Below are 20,270 nucleotides of genomic sequence, written 5' to 3'. Positions count from 1 at the left end.
GTCGTCGCTTTACTTCGCCGCGGTTGCCGTCACCGCGCCCTGGAGCTGCTCGGCGACCGGCCCCAGCGCCAGCGCCGGGACATAGGTCAGCGCCCCGACCAGCAGCACCGTGCCCACTAACAGGACGACAAACAGCGGGCCATGCGTCGGCATCGTGCCGCCGGTCACCGGCACGCGTTTCTTGGCTGCCAGCGAGCCCGCCAGCGCAAGGACCGGGATGATGATCCAGAACCGGCCAAACCACATGGCCGCCGCCAGCAGCGTGTTGTAGAACGGCGTGTTGGCAGACAAGCCCGCAAAGGCGCTGCCATTGTTGTTGGCCGCCGACGAGAGCGCGTACAGGATCTCCGAGAAGCCGTGCGTGCCGGGATTGAACACCCCGGCGCGTCCCACCTCGGTCATCACCGCCACGGACGTGCCGAGCAGCACCAGCAGTGGCGTGACCAGGATCGCCACGGCCGTCATCTTCATTTCGTAGACTTCGATCTTCTTGCCGAGGTACTCCGGCGTGCGCCCAATCATCAGTCCGGCGATGAACACCGCGAGCACGGCGTAGACCAGCATGCCGTACAGCCCCGAGCCGACGCCGCCGAACACCACCTCGCCCAGCTGCATCAGCAGCATCGGCACCAGGCCACCGATGGCGGTGAAGGAGTCATGCATGGCATTGACCGCGCCGCACGACGCCGCGGTCGTGATGGTGGCGAACAGTGCCGAAGCGGCGATTCCGAAGCGCGTTTCCTTGCCTTCCATATTGCCGCCGGCCTGCAACAGCGACGCGGCGTGATCCACGGGCAATCCGGCCAGGGCCGGGCTGGCCATCTGCTCGGACATCGCCGCCACGCAGGCCAACGCGACAAAGATGACCGTCATGGAGGCCAGCACCGCGACACCCTGTCGCCTGTCCCCGACCATTTCGCCAAAGGTGAAGCACAGCGCCGCCGGTATCAGGAAGATCGCCAGCATCTCTAGGAGGTTGGCCAGGGCATTCGGGTTCTCGAACGGATGCGCCGAGTTGGCATTGAAGAAGCCGCCGCCGTTGGTGCCCAGCATTTTGATGGCTTCCTGCGAGGCAACCGGTCCCATCGCCAGCGTCTGCTTGTCGGTCTTCAGGTCTTCCGTCGCCGGCTTGCCTTGTGCATCGAGCACCGGTTGCCCGGCCGCATCGACCTTCGGCTGGCTGTACTCAACCGGCGTGACGAGGCTGACTTCCTTGTAGGCATCGAAGTTCTGGATCACACCCTGGCTGACCAGCGCCAGCGCGATCACGGTCGCGATCGGCGCCAGCACGTACAACGTGACCCGCGTCATGTCGACCCAGAAATTGCCAATGGTGGCGGCGCTCTGGCGCGCAAATCCGCGCATCAGCGCGAACACCACCGCGATGCCGGTCGCCGCGGACAGGAAGTTCTGCACGGTGAGCGCGAGCATCTGCGTCAGATAGCCCATGGTCGACTCGCCGGCATAGCCTTGCCAGTTGGTGTTGGCGACAAAGCTGATCGCCGTGTTGAAGGCTGAGTCCGGCGCAACCGCACCAAAGCCCTGCGGATTGAGCGGAAGCATGCCCTGCAGGCGCTGCAGCGCATAGACTGCCACCACGCCAAGCAGGTTGAACGCCAGCACCGCGACGGCGTACTGCTTCCATCCCATCCCGGTATCGGCACGCACGCCGCCCAGGCGATACAGCAGCCGTTCCAGCGGTCGGCCCCAGACGGTCAGCGAATAGTCGCCGTCTTCCACAGCGCGCCGGATATAGCGTCCGAGAAAAGGGGCGCACGCCAGGAGGATGGCGAGATAGAGGACCAGCAGGCCCAAGAATTGGGAGGACATCAGAATTTCTCCGGCCGGAACAACGCAATGAGGAGGTAAACAAAAATGGCAATGGCCAGCACGCCGCTCAACAGATCCGTCCAGCCCATCACAGCCTCCTGTCCGACGCGCTGTTCTTTGCCAGCATCTGGTCATGCGGGCTGCCGGGCTCGCTGCCTGCCGGAGATTTCGGCGCAAGCACGGCGCAAAGCCCCAGCAGGGCCGCGCTCAGCACGGCGAAGCCAATCAATACGATCAAAAAGATCCCGTCCATAACAAAGCACCCTTGAATGGTTTCGGCTTGCAGATTAGCGACGGGGTCGTAAAAACAGGGTAGAAAGGTGGCCGGTGCGTATAAAGAACGCATAAAGATTCCGGCGATCAGCATGCGCACGCGAACCAAGGAGCACTTTTTCTGGCCGCTGGCGATCGTGATGGGTGCTGCTGGTGGCTGAGGTGCTGCGCCGGCGCGACGCTTCTCTATCGAATCTTTACGCGATGGCGCCGGCTCAGCATGTTAATCGAGAGGCTTGACCCGCCTGAACGCACCAAGGAGTGCGAGGTCGTAGGCAATCTTGAGCACGCCGCAGGCGACCAGCGGCGTCCCGACCCAGCCCATGGCCAGCAGCGCGCCCGCCAGGGTCGGGCCGAATGCGGCAGCCAGGCTCCTGGGCACGGCGGTCAGGCTTGCCGCCGCCGGCCGCTCGGGCGGCGTCACCACGGCCATGACATAGGCGGTCCGGGTCGGTACATCCATCTGCGACAGCGCGCTGCGTACGAGCAACAGCGCCAGCGTCGCCGGCAGGGAGGGGGCGAACGCGGCCGCGATCAGGCAGAGGCTGGATGGGATATGGGTGAACACCATCGTATTCAGCAAACCGAACCTGCGAGCCAGCGGCGCAGCCACGAGTTGGGAGCCGGCGCTTAGCAGCCCGGCCCAGAAGAAGAATTGCCCGGCGGCACCAATGGAAAGGCTGAAGCGCTGCATCAACCAGAGCGCTAGCAGAGAGTTCACCACCAGGCCGCCGGCAAATGCGTCGACGCTGAAGAGCAGGGCAAGGCGGGTAACGATCCGGCGAGACGGTCCCAGCGGGACTCTCGTCGTTGCCAGGTGCGCTGGCGGCTCCGGCATGCGGGCATAGAGGATCCAGAGTGCGGCACCGGTCAGGGCATAGACAATGAACATGGCGCGCAGCGCGCTGAGGACAGGAACCCCAAGCTGCGCCGCGAGCCAGTCCGGCAGCGCCGCCGCCAGCGCGCCAATGGCGGCGCAGAGGGCCCCGGTCAGGCTGTAGCGGGCGAACAGCGCAGTGCGGGCATCGGGGGAGGCCGAATCGGCAAGACCGGCATGCTCAAGCGGCAGGAAGACGCTGACGTCGCCGGAACTGGGGTTGAGCGTGCCTACGAATGCGACCAGCAACAGCGGCCAGAGAGAGGACAGCCCGGCGAAGCCTATGCCCGTCGCGGCCATCAGCGCGGCCGCCGACACCAGCAGCCTGCGCTGCGGATAGCGATGGCCGATGACGCCCACCAGGACCGTCGCCAGTGCCGAGCCGATCAGGGTGGCGCTGCTGACCAGTCCCACTGCCAGTTGCGCGAAACCGAGGGCCAGCAGGTACGCCGGCAACAGCACGGCGATAAAGCCGTCACAGAACCCGCGCAGCGCGCGCCCGACGAGAAGCGGCAAAGCGCCGGGATGAACGCGTGCGGGCAGGACCAGGCGTGCAAGCCAGCCTCTGCTGACAGTCATGGCCGGGTCTTCACGTGTGCGCATCGCAATGGCGTCCGTATCCCGGTCTTCTCATTGAGCCAGGGGAAGTCCGTGACGACCACGCCGTAAAAAAACAGCATGCGCCGGACTCGAAGGCACCGGCTTTGGCAAGGCACACGGCAAGGGCAGGCATGGCGGCATGTTAGATGCCCGTACGCTGCGCTTCAATAGCGTAGAGATCGCTACAGGTGGGGGAGGAACCAGGGGCACGCCTGAAGTATCATCCTGGCTGACAAGCAAGTTTCAAACGATCGCCTATCAGTCACATGGACAGCCCCTCCGGAATCGAAGCGCCTCCCGCCAGGCAACGCCGCAAGCAAAGCGACCGCAGGGAAGAAGCGGAACGCCGCATTCTCCAGAGCGCCATGGAACTGGTGAGCGAGAAAGGCGTGACGGGGACGACCCTGGGCGAGGTCGGCGAACGGGCGGGTTACAGCCGGGGCCTGCCGGCCCACCACTATGGCAACAAGGAAGGCCTGTTGACGGCGCTGGTGGGACGGATCGGAAGGAATTTCCGTGCGGCGCGAAACGCCGCAGGTCCGTGGCGGCCGGGCCTCGATGCCATTCTCGGCGTGGTCGGGCTCTACATCGACCGGGCCGCGAGCCACGACTGCGCCACCCGCGCGCTGTACATCATGTTCACCGAAGCCTTTGTCTCGGGCGGGGCGCTCGCTGTCGCGCTGGATCAGTTCAACTGCGCGTCGCTGGCGTACTTCGAGGGGCATCTGCGCATCGGCATCCGCAAGCAGGAGATCCGGGCCGATGTCGACCCCGTGGCGGAGTCCATCGTCATACTTGGCGCGCTGCGCGGCATCTCGGCGCAGTTCCTGCTGGGATCGCCGCATGCCAATCCCGCCCAGGTGCGGGATGCCCTGGTGGGCACGATGGCGCGCGCGCTGCGTCCTGACCCGACGGCATGACGCAGCGCTGCAGCGTGCTTCAGGGGCGCGCCAGCACGTGCGCGTAGCAGACGGCGCCCAGGCCGACCATGTGGGCCAGCCCGTAACGGGCAGAAGCTTGCTGCCGGTCGCCGGCCTCGTGCCGCAGTTGCCGCACGATCTCGCCTACTTGCCCGATCCCGGTGGGCCCGATCGGGTGGCCCATGGCGATCAGCCCGCCGGACGGGCTCACGGCGCAACGGCCGCCAATGTCGAACGCACCTTCCTTGAGTAGCGGCATGGCATGGCCTTCATCGCACACGCCAATCGCTTCCAGGTACTCCAGTTCCTCTACCGTAAAAGCGTCGTGCAGTTCGACCACATCGAGCTGCCGTGGCGAAACGCCGGCATCGGCCAGGGCCCGGTGCACCGTTTCCTGCGTCAGCAGCGTGTCATAGCGCGCAGGATCGTCGTACACGCGCTGGCTTCCCGCGGCCGAGGCCAGCACCCGGATGGCCCGGCCCGGATCCACGCCGTAGCGTCTGAGTGCCGCTTCCGAAGCCACGATGACGGCGGCCGAACCTTCTCCGACCGGCGTGCACTGCAGCGCGGTAAAGCTGCCGGCAATGGGCTTGCCCGCCAGGATCTCATCCAGCGTGCGTGCTTTCTGCCGCTGTGCGAACGGATTGCTGGCGCCGTTGCGGTGATTCTTCACCGCCACCAGGGCAATGTCCTCGACCGCCACGCGGTTGCGGTGCGCGTAGGCATCGGCCAGCAGCGCAAAATGCGTGAATGGCACGATGGCGTCGTCGGCCAGGCTGGCAATGCCAGTCTGGTGTTCCGCGCGTTCGGGGCGCCCCTGCGTGCGCGGCTTGTCGACGCCAAGCGCGAGGGACATGTCAGTGAGACCCGTCGCCACTTCCAGGCAGGCCTGGCGAAATGCCGCCGAACCGGAGGCAGAGGCGTTCTCGATATGGACGATGGGGATGCCGGTGGCGCCGAGGTGCCGCAGCATGGGCCGGCCGGCGGCCATCGGCAGCAAGGCCGTGGCGACATAGGCGGACTGGACGCCTTCCCACGGTACGCCGGCATCGGCCAGCGCGGCGCGGGCGGCGGTGAGCCCGAGTTGAACGTAAGGTGTTTCGCTCAGCGGCTGGTAGCGATGAAAGCCGATGCCGATGACATAGACCGGGCGAAGGGTGGTGAGTGCAACGCTCATGGGATCCGTTCCTCCGGTTCAGGCGACGCGAACAAAGCGAAGATCCAGCGCGCGCGCTTGCGTGCTGCCTTCCTGCTGCCCGTCCAACACCTCGGCGAGCACTGCGACGACGGCATCGCCCGGCACCAGCCTCGTTCCCCCAGTCCCCTGGCCAGCTTCGCTCCCGAGCGCAAGCGTGCGCACCAGGGGGCCGTCTTCCAGCCTCACCGCGGTGACCGTGAAAGGCGCCTGCCGCGCTGGCGAGGCGTGGAGATGCACCACCGCGCTGGATTCCACCCGACCGCGTCCGCTCAGGGCCACGGGCGTCAGCGCGTCGCCGGTGGCGCCGCAGCGCTCGCAGCCATAGCTTTGCCACGGGTAAAAGACATGGCCGCAGCGGCATGTTCCGCCGAGCAGGGCGGGGTGTTCCGGCAGCGCCGGCGTGCCCTGCGCGCGGTAGAGCGCAGGTTTCAGTAAGGGCAGGGTCATGGCGAATGCGCCACTCGGGGTGGCGCGAGTAGTTGGATAACCCTGCCCAGTTTAGTGAGCGCCCTTCGCGGCGGAATCCGGGAATACACTTACTTGCTGATGAACAAGCAAATACATATTCTTGTCCGACAACAAGCAAGTTGTGGTTCGGGCAGCAGCAACAACCCCGCCCGACATCGCCGAGGTAAGGAGACATGGACCAAGCAATGCTGATTGGAATCGAACGATGGGCGGCGGAAAAACCCGACGATGTCGCCCTGGTCGAAGGAGAGCGCAGCCTGACCTGGGCGGCGTTTAACGAGGTAGCCAACCGCGTCGCGCATGGATTGCGGGAACGCGGGGTCGGTGCCGGCGACATCGTCGTGCTGCGCACCCAGGTGCGGCTCGAATGGGCCATCGTTGCCGGTGCGCTAGCCAAGCTGGGCAGCACGATGCTCGGGCTGAACTGGCGGCTGACACCGGAAGAATGCCGCCACGTGCTGGCTGACAGCAGGGCAACGGTGTTCCTTTGCGACGATGCCGATCCGTCCGCGTTGAAGCCCGTGCTGGATGCGTTGCCCATCAAGCTTGCCATCTCGATCGACGCGCCCGCCGACGGATTCCTGCCATACAGCGTCTTGCTCGAAAGTAGCGATGTACCACTCCATGCGCAGGCCGAGCCCCCGCTGATCATCTACACCTCAGGCACCACCGGGCTGCCCAAGGGGGTGACGATGCATCGCGGCACCGATCCCCAGACGATGCGCGAGTACCGCGAGTCCGTGGAGGCCTACCGCGGCGGCGCCGGCGAGAGCGTCAGCCTGATCAACATGCCGGCCCACCACGGTTCCGGCCCGTCCCAGTTCTGGGCGTGCGTGCGTCGTGGCGGCAAGACCGTACTGCAGCGGCGCTTCCTGCCGGAAGAGACGCTGCAACTGATTGCCCGCCACAAGGTCACTACCTGGACCGGCGTGCCCACCATGTACAAGCGCCTGGCGGCGCTGCCTGCCGAAGTGCTGGCCCGCTACGATGTCTCGTCGATCCGTGGCCTCAGCATCGGGGCCGCTCCCGTGCCCTACGGGCTGAAGGAATGGATTCTCGGCTACTTCGGCGCCGATACCCTGCAGGAAGGCTACGGCGCCAGCGAGGTCGGCATGATTTCCCGGCTGCCGCCAGAGATGCAGCGCATCAAGCCGGGTTCCAGCGGCAAGCCGCACCGGCATGTCATCGTGCAGGTCCGGGACGCGCAAGGACATTGCCTGCCGGCAGGCCAGCGCGGCGAACTGTGGATCCGCACGCCGGTGACCATCCGCAACTACCTGAATGCGCCGCCGCTCGGCCCCGACACGGTTGACGCCGAGGGCTTCTTCCGCGTCGGCGATGTCGGCTATCTCGATGAGGACGGGTACATCTTCATCACCGACCGCGCCAAGGACATGATCATTTCCGGCGGCGTGAACATCTATCCGGCCGAGATCGAGGCGGCGCTGCTGAGGCATCCCTCCATCCTGGACGCCGCGGTGATCGGGATCCCCGACGACGAGTTCGGCGAGCAGGTGCTTGCCTTCTGCGAACTCAAGCCCGGCCATCGCGTCGGCGAGCATGAGGTGCTGGCCCACTGCGCGGAGCATCTCGCTTCGTACAAGCGGCCGCGCCGTATCGAATTCATGCAGGAATTGCCGCGCAACACCATGGGCAAGCTCCTGAAGCGCGAACTGCGGGATCCCTATTGGAAAGGACAGGAGCGGCGCGTATGAACGACCTACTCAGTCTCGAAGGCAAGGTGGCGCTGGTGACAGGCGCCGGACAGGGTGTGGGCGAGCAGATCGCCCGGCACTTCGCCGGGCACGGCGCTGCCGCGGTGATCGTCAACGATTACTTTGCCGAACGCGCGCAAGCCGTCGCGCAATCGATCCGGGACGCCGGCGGCAACGCGTTTGCGGTGCAGGCGGATGTGTCCGATGCCGACAGTGTCAGGCGCATGGTTGCGCAGGCACGCGAACTTGCCGGCCCCATCGACGTGCTGGTCAACAATGCCGGCAACCATGGCGCGACGCCGTCGCCAGACGTGCGCAAGCCGTTCTGGGAGCATGGGCGAGAGGCCTGGAACAGCGCGATCGAGGTCAATTTCTACGGGGTGATCCACTGCGCCAGCGCCTGCATCCCCGACATGATCGAGCGCAAGCGCGGCCGCATTATCACCATCATCTCCGATGCCGGACGCGTGGGCGAACCGGGCCTTGAGATCTATTCCGGCGCCAAGGCAGGGGCTGCCGGCTTCATGCGCGCGATTGCCCGCACGCTCGGGCGCTATCAGGTCACGGCCAACACCGTGGCGATCGCGGCCACGGCGACTCCTGCGATCGAAAAGCGCCTGGCCGACGATCCTGACAGGCTGAAGAAGATGATGGAGAAGTACGTCATCCGCCGGCCGGGGCGCCCCGAGGACGTGGCGAACATGGTGCTCTTCCTGGCTTCGGATGCCAGTGCCTGGATCACCGGTCAGACCTATCCGGTCAACGGCGGCTTCTCCTTTGCCCAGTGAGGTGCGCATGAACGACGATACTCCCAAGGTGCTGACAGAGCGGCGCGGTCCGCTGCTCATCGTCACCATCAACCGCCCGCAGGTCAAGAATGCGTGCGATGCCGAAACCGCGGTGCAGATGAATGCCGCGATGGACCTGCTCGATGACGAAGAGAGCCTGTTCATCGGCATCCTCACTGGCAGCGATGGCAATTTTTCCACCGGCGCGGACCTGAAGGCCGTGGCACGCGGCGAGCGCGCCACCACCGACGACCGCGGCGGCTTCGGGCTGTTCCGCCGCCCGCCGCGCAAGCCGTTGATCGCGGCGGTGGAAGGCTATGCGGTGGGCGGCGGGCTGGAGCTTTGCCTGTCCTGCGACCTGATCGTGGCCGCGCGCAATGCCCTCATGGGCCTGCCGGAAGTGCGCCACAGCGTGGTGGCGGTAGGCGGCGGCCTGTTCCGGCTGCCGCGCCGCATTCCCTACCATATCGCGATGGAGTTGGCGCTGTCTGGCCAGATCCGCGACGCCGCCTTCTTCCATCAGCACGGACTCGCCAACCGTCTGGTGGAGCCGGGCACCGCGCTGCAGGAAGCCATCACGCTCGCCGAGGGCTTGCTGGTCAACGCGCCGCTCGCCATGGCCGCGAGCAAGGAAATCATGCGCCTCAGCGCCGACTGGACCGACGAGGAGGCCTGGCAGAAGCAGGCCCCGATCGCCGCGCGTGCCCTGGATTCCGAAGACCGGCGGGAAGGCCTGGCCGCTTTCGCGGAAAAGCGCAAGCCGCAATGGCGGGGCCGATGAGGTCCGCCATTGCAACCGGCGGGCTGGAGCTGCCGTGGCCGCGCTTGCGCCTGCCGCTGATCGCCGCGCCCATGCTGCGCATCAGCGGACCGGCGCTGGTGACCGCTGCCTGCCGCAACGGCGTGGTCGGTGCCTTCCCGACCGCCAACGCGCGCACGGTGGAGGAACTCGATCAGTGGCTGACGACCATCCGCGCCGACCTCGATGAGCGAGAAGCGGGCAAAGCCGAGCCGGCGCCGTTCTGCCCCAACCTGATCATCCGCCAGCCGCGGCTGCAGGACGATCTGGCCTGCCTGGTGCGCCATCGGGTGGAAATGGTCATCACCAGCGTGGGGTCTCCAGCCGCGGTGGTCGGGCCGTTGCACGACGTCGGGTGCATGGTGCTGGCAGACGTAGCCTCGGTCGCGCACGCCGAGAAGGCGCTGCAGGCCGGCGCCGACGGACTGGTGCTGCTCAGTGCCGGCGCGGGCGGCCAGACCGGATGGGCCAACGGGATGGCCTTCGCGCGTGCGGTCCGGGCTTTCTACGACGGGCCGCTGGTGCTGGCCGGTGGCATCTCGGACGGCCACGCGTTGTGGGCTGCCCGGGTGCTGGGCTGCGACCTTGGCTATATGGGCACCAAGTTCATCGCCACCGCGGAAAGCATGGCAGATGCACGCCACAAGGAGATGGTGGTGGCAAGTCGCCTCGACGACGTGCTGCGCACGCGCGCGTTCACAGGGCTCGATACCAACATGCTGCGACCTTCCATCGAGGCCGCGGGCCTCGACGCTGACGGGCTGGACGAGTCGGTCACGTTTGAAGAAGCCAAGGCCCGCTTCGGCGGGGGAAAGGCGCACGACAAGCCCAAACGCTGGAGCGATATCTGGAGCGCCGGACATACCGTTTCAGGGGTATCCGACGTTGGCAGCGTGGCTGCCTTGATCGCCACCACATGCAGGGAATACGAAGCCGCACGCTTGCGCACGCAAGCCCTGTTATCGGATCAGCCGCCGGCATAGCCCCGGTCAACCGCATAGCGAGCGCCGCCAGAGCGCCAACCAGGAGACAAAATGTTCAAGTCAAGCCATGCCGGCCGCCTCGTTGCGGGTCTGATCACGTTCGCCTGCACCGTGGTGCCTGCCATCGCAGCCGAATCCACATCGGGCTACCCGGCCAGGCCCATCAAGCTGATCGTGCCTTATCCGCCGGGCGGCGGCCCCGATGCGATCGCGCGCCCGCTCGCCCAGAAGCTGGGCGCCGCGCTTGGACAGTCCATCGTGGTCGAGAACCGGCCGGGGGCCTCGGGCATCATCGGCACGGACGCGGTGGCCAAGGCCGCGCCAGACGGCTACACGCTGCTCTACTCCATCTCCGGCCCGGTCGTGCTCAATCCGCTGACCTACAAGAGCCTGCCGTACGATGCCAAGAAAGACGTGGTGGTGGTCTCTCAGGTGGTCAAGCGATCCCTGATCCTGCTGGTCAACGCGAAGGTGCCCGCGAAGACGCTGCAGGAGTTCGTGGCCTATGCAAAGCAGAACCCCGGGTCGCTCGCGTTTGCGTCCTTCGGTACCGGTTCCTCGGCGCATATCGCAGGCGAGTATCTGAACAAGAAGGCCGGTATCGACCTGGTCCACGTTCCCTACAAGGGCAGCTTCATGAACGATCTCGCCAGCGGGCAGGTGGTGGCCGGCTTCGGTGAACCCGGCTCCGCCAAGCCCCTGATCGATGCCGGCAAGATCCGCGGCCTGGCCATTGCCGGAAAGGACCGTTCCAGCCTGCTGCCTAAAGTCCCTACCTTCACCGAGCAGGGCATGCCGGCGCTGGAGTCGATGGTGGGTTGGCATGCAGTCTATGCCCCGGCGGGCACGCCCCCGGATATCCTGCAGCGCCTGAACGCGGAAATCGTCAAGATCGTGAAGACCCCGCAGATGGCTGCGCTGTTGCGGGAGCAGGGAGGGGAGCCTGCCGGCACGGGGCTGGCGGAAGCGGGCCGCGTGCTGGAAGAAGAGCGCACGCGCTGGCAGCAGGCGGTACAGGGGATTGGGGGTGTTACGGTGAACTGAAGACAGCCTGTGGGCGCCCGGCCTGACGAGGCTTCGTCCGGCTCGCCGCCCACAGGTGCGCCAGCCTCAACGCGGCTTGTCCGCGCCGGACCACTTGTCACGCTGTTTGCCGTTGGCCGGCCCACCTTTCCGTTGCATGTCGTATCAGGTCCGATCCTAAGCCTCTCTACCGATGTTGGCGGACAAAGAGTCAATCAAGGGACAAGAAGCCTCATTGCCATTGGCGTGGCATTGCCCAATGAGATTCTTCAGTTCCGCTCGCAATCGTCGCAAATCCTTCAATCTTTCCTCCACAAGACTGAGCTTTTGCTCGGCCAGTGCGCGGGCTGTGCTGCACGTCCCGCCATCGTTCTGTCGCAGCAGTACCCGGACTTCATCCAGGGTGAACCCGAGCGACTGGGCCTGGCGAATGAAATGAAGCCGCTGCAAGCTCTGTTGCGAATACTGTCGAATGGCGCCATAGGCACGCTCCGGCACCGGCAGCAGGCCGCACCGATGGTAGTAACGTACCGTCTCCACGCCAACACCAGCCGCCTTGGCCAGCTTCCCGATTGTTAGTGTGTGGTCCATCGCTTGACTCCGTACCTTGGTACGGACCTAGGCTACGCCTAAACGGCACATACGGGAAGGACGGATTGCGTTGCGATGGGCAACGCCGGAGATCGGGTTGCCAGGCACGGTGACCGTCTACTGCCCATCGGCCGTGAGGCAAAGAGAAATGATGAGCGCCGTCAAGCTGCAGTCAATCATCACCTGCCCCAAGTGCGCGCATGCAAAAGAAGAAACCATGCCCATTGATGCCTGCCAGTGGTGCTATGAGTGCGAGCGCTGCCACGCGGTGCTAAGGCCCAAGGCCGGTGATTGCTGCGTCTTCTGCTCGTATGGCACCGAAAGGTGCCCGCCCATGCAGCAGCAGTCTTGCTCGTGTGTTCGTTGACGCAGGTACAGCGATGCATGACGTACCCTCGATGCGGTTCCTCCCGGATGATCCCGGCTCTTACCCAGCCACGCATGTCCGCGGGAGCATGTTCTTGCTCGACAGTACGCGACGCCCGCTGTATGTCGCGGGAAACTTAGAGAGGGGTCATTATGCAATCGCGGATCATTCGCGTTCTACCCGCAGAAGATGGTTGGGCATTGGAATTCGGCGGCCTCAATATAAAAACCCAGAGATTTCCGACCATGGAAGCGGCAATCGCTGCGGGGTGGGAGGTGGCCATGCGAGAGAACGCCGAATTGCACATACATCGTCACGACGGGGATGTGCACTTGCGCAACGCGTGCGGCGACAAGCAACAGGAGCCGCAGCGGTGAGACCGTACTAGCGGTGAAGCGTGAAAGGGCTGTCAGCTGATCGAACTGGCTGCCTATCTGACGATCTAGCTGACGTACGCCCACCCACAGCCTTGAGCGCCAGCAGCATCCGGTTGCCCTCCTCGGATGTAATGGCATGCTGCACCTCATCTACGATCAGGACAACGTTGGTCTTCGCCTTGTCGACCACTTCCGCCAGCGCCTGTGCCAGCGTGGCACAGGTCCACATAGATCAGGATCGCCCCGTCTGCCTCAAGAGCCGGGACGAGGTCATTGATCAAGAATGTCGTCTTGCCGGTGCGCCGCAGTCCGGACAGGAATAGGCCGGAGCGCAACCCTTCGTCCAAGACCCTAGGGCGCAGCAATTGCCGGGTCATCCGGTCGGCCAGAGCGGGGCGGCGATAGATGTTTGGCATAGTGCACTTATTTGGAATTATTGAATTTCAATAATTATTGCGATCCCATAATTCCCAATAAACCATGATCCCTGACCACGCCTATGGCCGCACTGGTAACGCAAAGGACATTGGATGGGGTGCTCGCTGTAAGTTCTTCGGGCTGTAGCAGGGCGCCCACGCCCCGCGTGCGTCTGCATCTATTCGACCGGAACTGGCCGGAGCGAATAGGCCGCATCACTCGTCGATAACGCGACCAGTATTTCCTGCCGACGTCATGCAGGCGATAAGAGACGTCGCATTCGGAAGAGGCGAGCGAAGCTTGCGGCAACTCAGGCGAGTGGGAAATCACTGAGTGAACATCGAAGCGATGCGAACGCCAGGCCCTCCCGACGATCGCCGCCTATGCCGCCTCGAAGGGAGCATTGGCCAAGCTGACGCGTGCGCTGTCCCTGGAAGCCATCGAGCATGGGATTCGCGTCAATGCAGTGGGCTCTGGCGATGTGGTGGCGAACATCACCAACCATATCCACGCCGACGGGCCTGCGTTCCTGGCCGAGCATGGAAAGAATGCGTAGATTCGCCGCGCCGCGCCGCCCGTGGAGATCGCGCAAGTGATCGCGTTCCTGGCATCGGACAAGGCCAGCTACATCATCGGCGCCGTGGTGATGGTCGATGGGGGCATGAGTGTCGCGCTGCCATGAGCGCGCCCCCCCCGGCTATCGGTTATCGCTGATCCGCCATCTGGATGATGATCTTGCCTTTTGCATGCCCGGTCACGCTTCTGCTCATCGCGTGCGATGCTTCGTCAAGCGGAAAGACCGAATCGACCTGCGTGCGCAGCTTGCCCGACGCATACAGGGCAGCGATCTCTGCGAGCTGCTGGCCGTCAGGACGGGTGGAGAAGCGTTTGCCCTCCGCGCCTGACGCACGGCAGCGCAGTATGTCTGGCTGACTGACGCTGGAGACGAGGACGCCGCCGGGCTTGAGGACCAACCACGATTGCTCCTGCGTGTAGCCACCGACCAGGTCGAGAACCATATCCGCCTGCGCGACCCGGCGGGCAAAATCCTCCGCGCCATAGTCGATCACGGCGGTTGCGCCCAGGCTACGCACGTAGTCGAGGTTGGCAGCGGAGGCGGTGCCGATCACCTCGGCGCCGGCCAGGGCGGCCAGCTGAACCGCTACGCTGCCGACACCGCCGGCCGCGGCATGGACGAGGATCTTCTGTCCTGTACGAAGGCCGCCATGTTCGAACAGCGCCTGCCATGCGGTCAGTGCGACGGTCGGGATTGCCCCGGCTTCAATCAGCGGCACATTCCCTGGCTTGCGCGCAAGCCGCTCCGCGCTGACGGCGGCGCGGGTCGCGTAGCCCCCGGCAATCCCGATGAACCCCATCACTTCGTCACCGGGTGCGAAGGTCGTGACATTGCGTCCCACCGCGATCACCGTGCCGGCAGCATCGGCGCCGGGCGTGAACGGTAGCGGTACCGGGATCACGCTGCGCATTGCTCCGGACACGATCTTCCAGTCGATGGGATTCACCGACGTCGACATGATGTCGACAAGCACCTCATTGTCGCCCGGGCGAGGATCCGCGACTTCGCGGAGTGCCAGATTCTGCGGGCCGCCGAATGCGTCGACTTGTATGGCTTTCATCAGATGCTCCTTGCATAGTCCACCGCGATGGGCGCGTCTAGCGCCACTGCGGCCTGAACCGGGTTGAAGTACTCGCGAAGGTGCGCGATCTTGCCGTTCCTGACGGTCAGGAAGACGACATATTCCTGTTCATAGGGCCGGCCGGTCGATCGGATCAGGCCTTTGGCACGCACCACGCCGACGGACATTCCTGGATCGGCCAGTGCCGAGACCTGCGCATCGTAGAAGCGGAAGCCGGATACCTCGCTGATGAACCACTGGGCATGCCTGATGACGGCTTCCCTGCCAGCCAGTTGACGCGGGTGGCCCAGGCTCGGCGCGTAGGGAAGATTCCACACGATGTCGTTGGCAATCAGTTCCTTCCACCGCTCGTGATTGTCCACAAGCGATTCGAAATGCTGGGTCAGTAGTGCTGCTGCGTTGTTCATGATGTTCCCCTGTGGAGCCTGCCAGCCCTTCGGCAGCGAAGGCCGTATCGACCGAGATCAGTTGGCGTGGGCCAGCCGTGTGGACGTCGTGTGGCGTTCGTCCAGGCTGAACGCGCCAGCGCCGTTGGCCACCAGTTGCAGGAGCCCGCCGGCCATGGCCAGGTTCTTCAGGAAGTGGAACATCTGGTTCTGGTCGCCGAGCGCGTGGTGGAAGATCAGCGCGGTTGCCACGGAGTAGACGGCAAGCATTGCCGCGACGGCGCGCGTGCGATAGCCGGCAATCAGGAGTGCGCCGCCTGCCAGTTCGAGCACCAGCGCGCCGGCGAAGCCCAGCGTCGGCGCAGGCAGGCCGAGCGATGTGATGTAGGCCAGGGTGGCACCCGGCGCTATCAGCTTGCCAACCCCACTGACAAGGAAGATGGCGGCGACAAGGATGCGGCCGATCAGTGGAAGGGATGAATGCGACAGGTTTTGCTTGGAGTTCATGATGGGTCCTCGATGGAGAGAGTGGAGAAGCGGCCTTGCAGATGGCATGAGGGGAGAGTAGGCGCTTGACATCCATCTTGGTAGCCTATATTTGTAGATGTTATCCATCTATGGAGTAGATACATGCTCGATGGCGTCTCGTTGGACCAGTTGCGCACCTTTATTGCCGCCGCCGACGAAGGAAGCTTCTCCGCGGCGGGCCGCAAGCTGCGGCGCGCGCAGTCGGTGGTGAGCCATACGCTGGCCAACCTGGAGGCGCAGATCGACGTGCGCCTGTTCGACCGGGGTGGCCGCTATCCGCGCCTCACGGAGCAGGGCACCGCCCTGCTGGCGCAAGCGCGCCTGGTGGTGAGCGGCATGGATGGGTTCAAGTCCAAGGCACGCGCCATGGCGGAGGGGCTGGAGCCCGAGTTGTCAGTGGTCGTGGACGTGATGTATCCGATGGCTTCGCTGACCGGGGCCGTGGGGGAGTTTCGCGAAGCCTTTCCCCATACGCCGCTGCGCCTGTACGTCGAGGCGCTGGGGGCAGTCCTGCGGCCGGTGCTCGAGAACGTTTGCCGGCTTGGCATCAGCGGCTCCATGCCGGTGGTTCCGCAGGCGCTGGAAGCCGAAAAGCTGCTCGATGTGCCAATGGTCACGGTCGTGGCGCCGCAGCATCCGCTGGCGGCAAGGAAGAGGCTGATCCGGGCAGCCGAACTGGAGGATCACGTCCAGTTGGTGCTCACGGACCGGACCACGCTAAGCGAGGGAAGGGCCTACGGCGTGTTCTCCCCTTTGACCTGGCGCCTGGCCGACCTTGGCGCGAAGCATGCATTCCTGCGCGCCGGCTTTGGCTGGGGACATATGCCCGTGGCAATGGTGCAGCCGGATCTCGACCAGGGCACGCTGGTGCCACTGAGACTGGAGAGCTTTCAGCCCCGGACCCCACCGATTGCCATGTTTGCCGTGTATCGCAAGGACGCGCCGCCGGGCCCCGCCGCCCGGTGGTTCCTCAAGCGGCTGAAAGGGACGTCGGCGCGCGACTGAACGGTCATGCTAGGTATTTGTGGGGTTAGAGGATTGGGGATCCGCATTGTGCTCCCCCACCTGAGCCACAAAATCCTCCCCCTCCGGCAACCCCAGCGAGAACCTCACCGGAAAATTCACAGCAATCCCGCCTTCCCCGGGCACCGGCCGAACCACGTCCCGCGCCTGTACATGCGGATCCTCAAACAGCGCCGTCGCCCCCAGCACCGGCGAGAACGGAATATCCAGCGGCCCGAAGAACGCCTCCCACTCGGCCAGGTTGCGCGTGCGGAACACCGCTGCCATCAGGTCATTGACCTCAACCTTGTGCCCGTACCGCACACCACGCGTGTCAAAGCGCGGATCGCGCAGGGCAGGGAACTCATCGCCCAGCGCCTCGCACAGGTTGACCCAGAATTTGTTCTCCAGGATGCCCATCGCCAGATGCCGGCCATCACGTGTTTCGAAGAGATCGTTCTCCGGCATCACGGTAGGGGATGCTTGGGGCGATGCCTCATGCCCGCGCGCGGCCCAGGCGCCATGGGCGGTCCACGACAGGATCGCGTCATGGATCGAGACGTCCAGATGTTGACCCTGTCCATTCTGGCGCGCACTCATGATCGCCACCGCAAGCGACAGCGCCGCGTAACCGGATGCGGCGTAATCCGACACCCGCACGCGCGGGCGCGAGACCGTATCGTGCACCTGCACCGGCGTCGCCCAATATCCAGCCAGCGCCAGGTAGTTCAGGTCATGCCCGGCGTGGCTGGCATACGGGCCAGTCTGGCCAAAGCCAGAGACCGAACACAGCACGATAGCCGGATTGACCGCCGCCAGCGCTTCATAGCTCAGCCCAAGCCGCGCCATCACGCCGGGGCGGAAGCCTTCCACTACGGCATCGGCATTGCGCACCAGGTCAAGGAAGGCCTCACGGCCTGCATCGGTCTTCAAGTCCAGCGCAATCGAGCGCTTGCCGCGGTTGAACTGCGCAAACACCGTTGGACCAAGCTGCCGCGCGGTGTCGCCGGTGCCGGGCTGCTCCACCTTGATCACATCCGCGCCTAGTTGTCGCAGCAGGCTGCATGCATGCGGACCGGGCAGCAACTGGCTGACGTCGATGATGGTGACGTCCTTGAGGCAGGACCATTCTGGCTTCATACAGGGCCTTGGGGGGAGAAGGGAAGAAGGGGTGCCGCACGCGCGGAAGGTAGCGTGCGGCGCGGGGCGGGCAGGACGCTCAGCCCAGGTCGCCAACCATGCCGATCGACTTCATCAGGTCGCCGTAACGCGCGTTGTCGCTGGCGACCAAGGTGGCGAACTGTGCTGGCGAGGCGCTGCGGCGCAGCTCGCCGGCATTGGCCTTGAGCTGGGCATCGAACACGCCGGCGCTTTGCAGGGCACCGATCGCGGCGTGCAGCTTCTGCGCCAGTTCGGCCGGGAAGTTGGCCGGTGCGAACAGGCCGCTCCAGTTGTCGATGACAAAGCCCGGGGGCAGGGCTTCGGCCATGGTCGGCACGTCCGGGAAAAACGGCGAGCGTGCGGCCGCAGTGACGGCAAGCACCCTGACCTGGTTATTGCGTACGTACTGTGTCGCGGTGCCGAGCACGGGCATGCCGAACTGGGTTTGTCCGGTCAGCATGGCGGTGATGATCTCCGGCGCACCCTTGTAAGGGATGTGCACGGCGTCGCAGCCGGTCTGGTGCAGCATGGTTTCCACCGCAAGATGGGCGATGCTGCCCTTGCCGCCGGAGCCGTAGTTGAACTTGCCCGGCGCCTTCTTCATGGCGGCGATCAGTTCGGCAGCGGTCTTGTAGGGCGACGAAACGGGCACCACCAGCGCGGACGGTCCGCCCGACAGGGCCGTGATAGGCGTGAAATCCTGCGCCGGGTCATACGGCATCTTGCGGTACATGTGCACGTTGATCACGTGCGTATTGGCCAGGATGCCCAGCGTATAGCCATCGGGCGCGGCACGGCGCAGCGCACTGGCGCCGATGATGCCGCCGGCGCCGGGCATGTTCTCGACCACCAGCGGCTGGCCGAGCTTCTTGCCCATCTCCGCCGACAGCGTGCGGGCGACGTTGTCGGGCGTACTGCCGGCGATAAACGGAACGATCAGCCGGATCGGGCGGTTGGGGTAGCTGGATGATGCATTGGCGGCGCGGGCCGGCAGCAGCAGGCTGCCCAGCGCGGCGGCGCCGGCGGTGGCAAGCCAGTTTCGGCGGTTCATGCTTGGTCTCCGTGGTCTTGTCGTATGGTCTTCTCGCCGGCGGCGACCGTGCCGCCGGCACGCTCAGGCCTTCTGCTGCTGCAGCGGTTCCAGGATAGCGCGCGCAATGGTGTTGCGCTGGATCTCGCTGGTGCCGGTGAAGATGCGGAACATGCGCAGTTTGCGGAAGGTCTGCTCCACCGGGTGGCCGCGCGTGACGCCGACATTGCCGTGGATCTGCACGGCCTTGTCCGCCACCTCGAAGCAGCGCTCCGAGACAAAGAGCTTGCACGCCGCGGCCTTCATGCGCAGGTCGGCGCCGGCATCGGCCAGCGCGGCGGTATGCGTGATCATGCTTTCGCAGGCCCACAGCGCGGCGGCCATGTCGGCCAGCATGTGCTGGATCGCCTGGAAGCGCGCGATCGGCCCGCCGAACTGGCGGCGCTGGCCGGCGTATGTCACCGACGACTCATATGCCTTGGTGGCCAGACCCAGCATGCTGGGGCAGTGCAGCAGGCGGTTCACGTTGATGCGCGACATGCCCAGCTTGAAGCCGTTGCCTTCGCCGCCAAAGATATTGGCGCGCGGCACGCGCACGTTCTCGAAGCGGATGTCGCCGTCGATATGCTGGCCCGACATCGGCACGTACTCGTTGCTCACCGTCACGCCCGGCAGGTCCAGGTCGACCAGCACCGCGGTGATGGCCGGCGGCGTGGTGGTGGCGTCGGTCACGCACATGACGATGGCAAAGTCGGCGAATGGCGCACCGCTGATGTAGTGCTTGCCGCCGTTGATGAGCAGCTCGTCACCATCGGCCACGGCCGAGGTCCTGATGCTTTGCGCGTCGGAGCCGGAATGCGTTTCCGTCAGTGCGAAGCAGGTCGACTTCTCGCCGCGGATCACGGGCTCGAAGTAGCGCTTGAGCTGGTCGGGCGTGGCGTACTTGAGCATATTGCCCACGCGCGGCGGGCCGCCCAGGTCGCCCAGCACGTGCGCCGCCAGGGTGGAGCCGCTGGCGGCCAGGTCGGCCTTGAGCGCGCATTGCTCCTGGATGTTCAGGCCCTTGCCGCCGAGCGATGTCGGCAGGCAGGCGGCGTAGAAGCCCAGCTCGCTGGAGCGGCGCCAGACCTTGCGCAGGGTCTCGCGCGGCCATGGGTCTTCAGAACCCAGGCCGAGTTCCTGTTCCAGCGGGCGCAGCTCTTCGTCGATAAAGCGGCGGATGCCGGCGCGGGTTTCCAGCAGTACGGGATTGGTCAGGTGATCGAACATGGCGGGCTCC

22 protein-coding genes and 1 pseudogene are annotated in these 20,270 nt (G+C 65.2%); 10 read left to right on the top strand and 13 right to left on the bottom strand.

Going from position 1 to position 20,270, the window contains the following annotated elements; all coding sequences use genetic code 11:
- Positions 1 to 9 precede the first annotated feature (9 nt).
- The 4 genes from kdpA to AC1Q7H_RS22205 form a co-directional block, all read right to left on the bottom strand.
- On the bottom strand, positions 10 to 1,830 hold the full coding sequence (gene kdpA / locus AC1Q7H_RS22220; RefSeq protein ID WP_013952534.1) for a potassium-transporting ATPase subunit KdpA: 1,821 nt from the start codon (positions 1,828 to 1,830) through the stop codon (positions 10 to 12).
- Entirely contained in the window at positions 1,830 to 1,919 is a 90-nt protein-coding gene (gene kdpF, locus AC1Q7H_RS22215; RefSeq protein WP_018309472.1) for a K(+)-transporting ATPase subunit F, read from the bottom strand. The genes kdpA and kdpF overlap by 1 nt, the downstream gene beginning before the upstream one ends.
- Positions 1,919 to 2,197 (bottom strand): hypothetical protein, encoded by a 279-nt coding sequence (locus AC1Q7H_RS22210; RefSeq protein WP_041228582.1) that lies wholly within the window; start codon positions 2,195 to 2,197, stop codon positions 1,919 to 1,921. The genes kdpF and AC1Q7H_RS22210 overlap by 1 nt, the downstream gene beginning before the upstream one ends.
- 129 nt (positions 2,198 to 2,326) lie before the next feature.
- Entirely contained in the window at positions 2,327 to 3,583 is a 1,257-nt protein-coding gene (locus tag AC1Q7H_RS22205; RefSeq protein ID WP_041228583.1) for an MFS transporter, read from the bottom strand.
- A gap of 263 nt (positions 3,584 to 3,846) precedes the next feature.
- Here AC1Q7H_RS22205 and AC1Q7H_RS22200 point away from each other — a divergent pair, with 263 nt between their 5' ends.
- A complete protein-coding gene (locus AC1Q7H_RS22200; RefSeq protein WP_211981068.1) occupies positions 3,847 to 4,500 on the top strand; it encodes a TetR/AcrR family transcriptional regulator in 654 nt (217 codons plus the stop codon).
- A gap of 19 nt (positions 4,501 to 4,519) precedes the next feature.
- Here AC1Q7H_RS22200 and AC1Q7H_RS22195 read toward each other — a convergent pair whose 3' ends face one another.
- Both AC1Q7H_RS22195 and AC1Q7H_RS22190 read right to left on the bottom strand, forming a co-directional pair.
- Complete coding sequence (locus AC1Q7H_RS22195) at positions 4,520 to 5,677, bottom strand: thiolase family protein (RefSeq protein WP_153955700.1); 1,158 nt, start codon at positions 5,675 to 5,677, stop codon at positions 4,520 to 4,522.
- 18 nt (positions 5,678 to 5,695) lie between these two features.
- Positions 5,696 to 6,145 (bottom strand): Zn-ribbon domain-containing OB-fold protein, encoded by a 450-nt coding sequence (locus tag AC1Q7H_RS22190; RefSeq protein WP_013952538.1) that lies wholly within the window; start codon positions 6,143 to 6,145, stop codon positions 5,696 to 5,698.
- 194 nt (positions 6,146 to 6,339) lie between these two features.
- Between AC1Q7H_RS22190 and AC1Q7H_RS22185 the strand changes: the two genes are divergently transcribed.
- From AC1Q7H_RS22185 to AC1Q7H_RS22165, 5 genes are read left to right on the top strand one after another with little or no spacing between them, the layout of a single operon-like run.
- Entirely contained in the window at positions 6,340 to 7,881 is a 1,542-nt protein-coding gene (locus AC1Q7H_RS22185; RefSeq protein WP_211981070.1) for a class I adenylate-forming enzyme family protein, read from the top strand.
- Positions 7,878 to 8,669 (top strand): SDR family NAD(P)-dependent oxidoreductase, encoded by a 792-nt coding sequence (locus tag AC1Q7H_RS22180; protein ID WP_013952540.1) that lies wholly within the window; start codon positions 7,878 to 7,880, stop codon positions 8,667 to 8,669. Before AC1Q7H_RS22185 ends, AC1Q7H_RS22180 begins: the two co-directional genes overlap by 4 nt.
- Before the next feature lie 7 nt (positions 8,670 to 8,676).
- Complete coding sequence (locus tag AC1Q7H_RS22175) at positions 8,677 to 9,450, top strand: crotonase/enoyl-CoA hydratase family protein (protein ID WP_211981072.1); 774 nt, start codon at positions 8,677 to 8,679, stop codon at positions 9,448 to 9,450.
- Positions 9,447 to 10,451: an NAD(P)H-dependent flavin oxidoreductase gene (locus tag AC1Q7H_RS22170; RefSeq protein WP_148271650.1), complete on the top strand. Its 1,005-nt coding sequence runs from the start codon at positions 9,447 to 9,449 to the stop codon at positions 10,449 to 10,451. The genes AC1Q7H_RS22175 and AC1Q7H_RS22170 overlap by 4 nt, the downstream gene beginning before the upstream one ends.
- A 51-nt stretch (positions 10,452 to 10,502) precedes the next feature.
- Positions 10,503 to 11,495, top strand: a complete 993-nt coding sequence (locus AC1Q7H_RS22165; protein ID WP_492381707.1) for a Bug family tripartite tricarboxylate transporter substrate binding protein — start codon at positions 10,503 to 10,505, stop codon at positions 11,493 to 11,495.
- Between the two features lie 156 nt (positions 11,496 to 11,651).
- Here AC1Q7H_RS22165 and AC1Q7H_RS22160 read toward each other — a convergent pair whose 3' ends face one another.
- The gene (locus AC1Q7H_RS22160; protein WP_013952544.1) at positions 11,652 to 12,065 is read right to left on the bottom strand and encodes a MerR family transcriptional regulator; all 414 of its coding nucleotides are present in this window, start codon (positions 12,063 to 12,065) and stop codon (positions 11,652 to 11,654) included.
- A 151-nt stretch (positions 12,066 to 12,216) separates the two neighbouring features.
- Between AC1Q7H_RS22160 and AC1Q7H_RS22155 the strand changes: the two genes are divergently transcribed.
- The 3 genes and pseudogenes from AC1Q7H_RS22155 to AC1Q7H_RS22145 form a co-directional block, all read left to right on the top strand.
- Positions 12,217 to 12,432: a GDCCVxC domain-containing (seleno)protein gene (locus AC1Q7H_RS22155; RefSeq protein ID WP_080569613.1), complete on the top strand. Its 216-nt coding sequence runs from the start codon at positions 12,217 to 12,219 to the stop codon at positions 12,430 to 12,432.
- A gap of 152 nt (positions 12,433 to 12,584) precedes the next feature.
- Positions 12,585 to 12,809 (top strand): DUF2188 domain-containing protein, encoded by a 225-nt coding sequence (locus AC1Q7H_RS22150; protein ID WP_041228584.1) that lies wholly within the window; start codon positions 12,585 to 12,587, stop codon positions 12,807 to 12,809.
- A gap of 775 nt (positions 12,810 to 13,584) precedes the next feature.
- Positions 13,585 to 13,908, top strand: a pseudogene (locus tag AC1Q7H_RS22145) (SDR family oxidoreductase); the annotation flags it as partial.
- A gap of 22 nt (positions 13,909 to 13,930) precedes the next feature.
- Here the strand turns inward: AC1Q7H_RS22145 and AC1Q7H_RS22140 are convergent.
- From AC1Q7H_RS22140 to AC1Q7H_RS22130, 3 genes are read right to left on the bottom strand one after another with little or no spacing between them, the layout of a single operon-like run.
- Positions 13,931 to 14,863, bottom strand: coding sequence for an NADP-dependent oxidoreductase (locus AC1Q7H_RS22140; RefSeq protein ID WP_211981074.1), 933 nt, complete (start codon positions 14,861 to 14,863; stop codon positions 13,931 to 13,933).
- Complete coding sequence (locus tag AC1Q7H_RS22135; protein WP_492381706.1) at positions 14,863 to 15,291, bottom strand: nuclear transport factor 2 family protein; 429 nt, start codon at positions 15,289 to 15,291, stop codon at positions 14,863 to 14,865. Before AC1Q7H_RS22135 ends, AC1Q7H_RS22140 begins: the two co-directional genes overlap by 1 nt.
- 57 nt (positions 15,292 to 15,348) lie before the next feature.
- Positions 15,349 to 15,777 (bottom strand): DoxX family protein, encoded by a 429-nt coding sequence (locus AC1Q7H_RS22130; RefSeq protein ID WP_013952551.1) that lies wholly within the window; start codon positions 15,775 to 15,777, stop codon positions 15,349 to 15,351.
- Between the two features lie 123 nt (positions 15,778 to 15,900).
- On the opposite strand from AC1Q7H_RS22130, the gene AC1Q7H_RS22125 reads away from it, so the two are divergent.
- A complete protein-coding gene (locus AC1Q7H_RS22125; protein WP_013952552.1) occupies positions 15,901 to 16,803 on the top strand; it encodes a LysR family transcriptional regulator in 903 nt (300 codons plus the stop codon).
- Positions 16,804 to 16,812: 9 nt separating this feature from the next.
- Here the strand turns inward: AC1Q7H_RS22125 and AC1Q7H_RS22120 are convergent, their stop codons facing one another.
- From AC1Q7H_RS22120 to AC1Q7H_RS22110, 3 genes are all read right to left on the bottom strand, one after another.
- Positions 16,813 to 17,940, bottom strand: a complete 1,128-nt coding sequence (locus AC1Q7H_RS22120) for a CaiB/BaiF CoA transferase family protein (protein WP_211981076.1) — start codon at positions 17,938 to 17,940, stop codon at positions 16,813 to 16,815.
- Positions 17,941 to 18,019: 79 nt separating this feature from the next.
- Positions 18,020 to 19,012, bottom strand: coding sequence for a tripartite tricarboxylate transporter substrate binding protein (locus AC1Q7H_RS22115; RefSeq protein WP_013952554.1), 993 nt, complete (start codon positions 19,010 to 19,012; stop codon positions 18,020 to 18,022).
- Between the two features lie 63 nt (positions 19,013 to 19,075).
- Positions 19,076 to 20,260: an acyl-CoA dehydrogenase family protein gene (locus AC1Q7H_RS22110; RefSeq protein ID WP_211981078.1), complete on the bottom strand. Its 1,185-nt coding sequence runs from the start codon at positions 20,258 to 20,260 to the stop codon at positions 19,076 to 19,078.
- Positions 20,261 to 20,270 lie beyond the last annotated feature (10 nt).

This window comes from Cupriavidus sp. GW823-FHT06D04, from assembly GCF_058795055.1.
The sequence above is the reverse complement of the archived record's forward strand: the minus strand, read 5'-3'. Positions and strand labels throughout refer to the sequence as shown.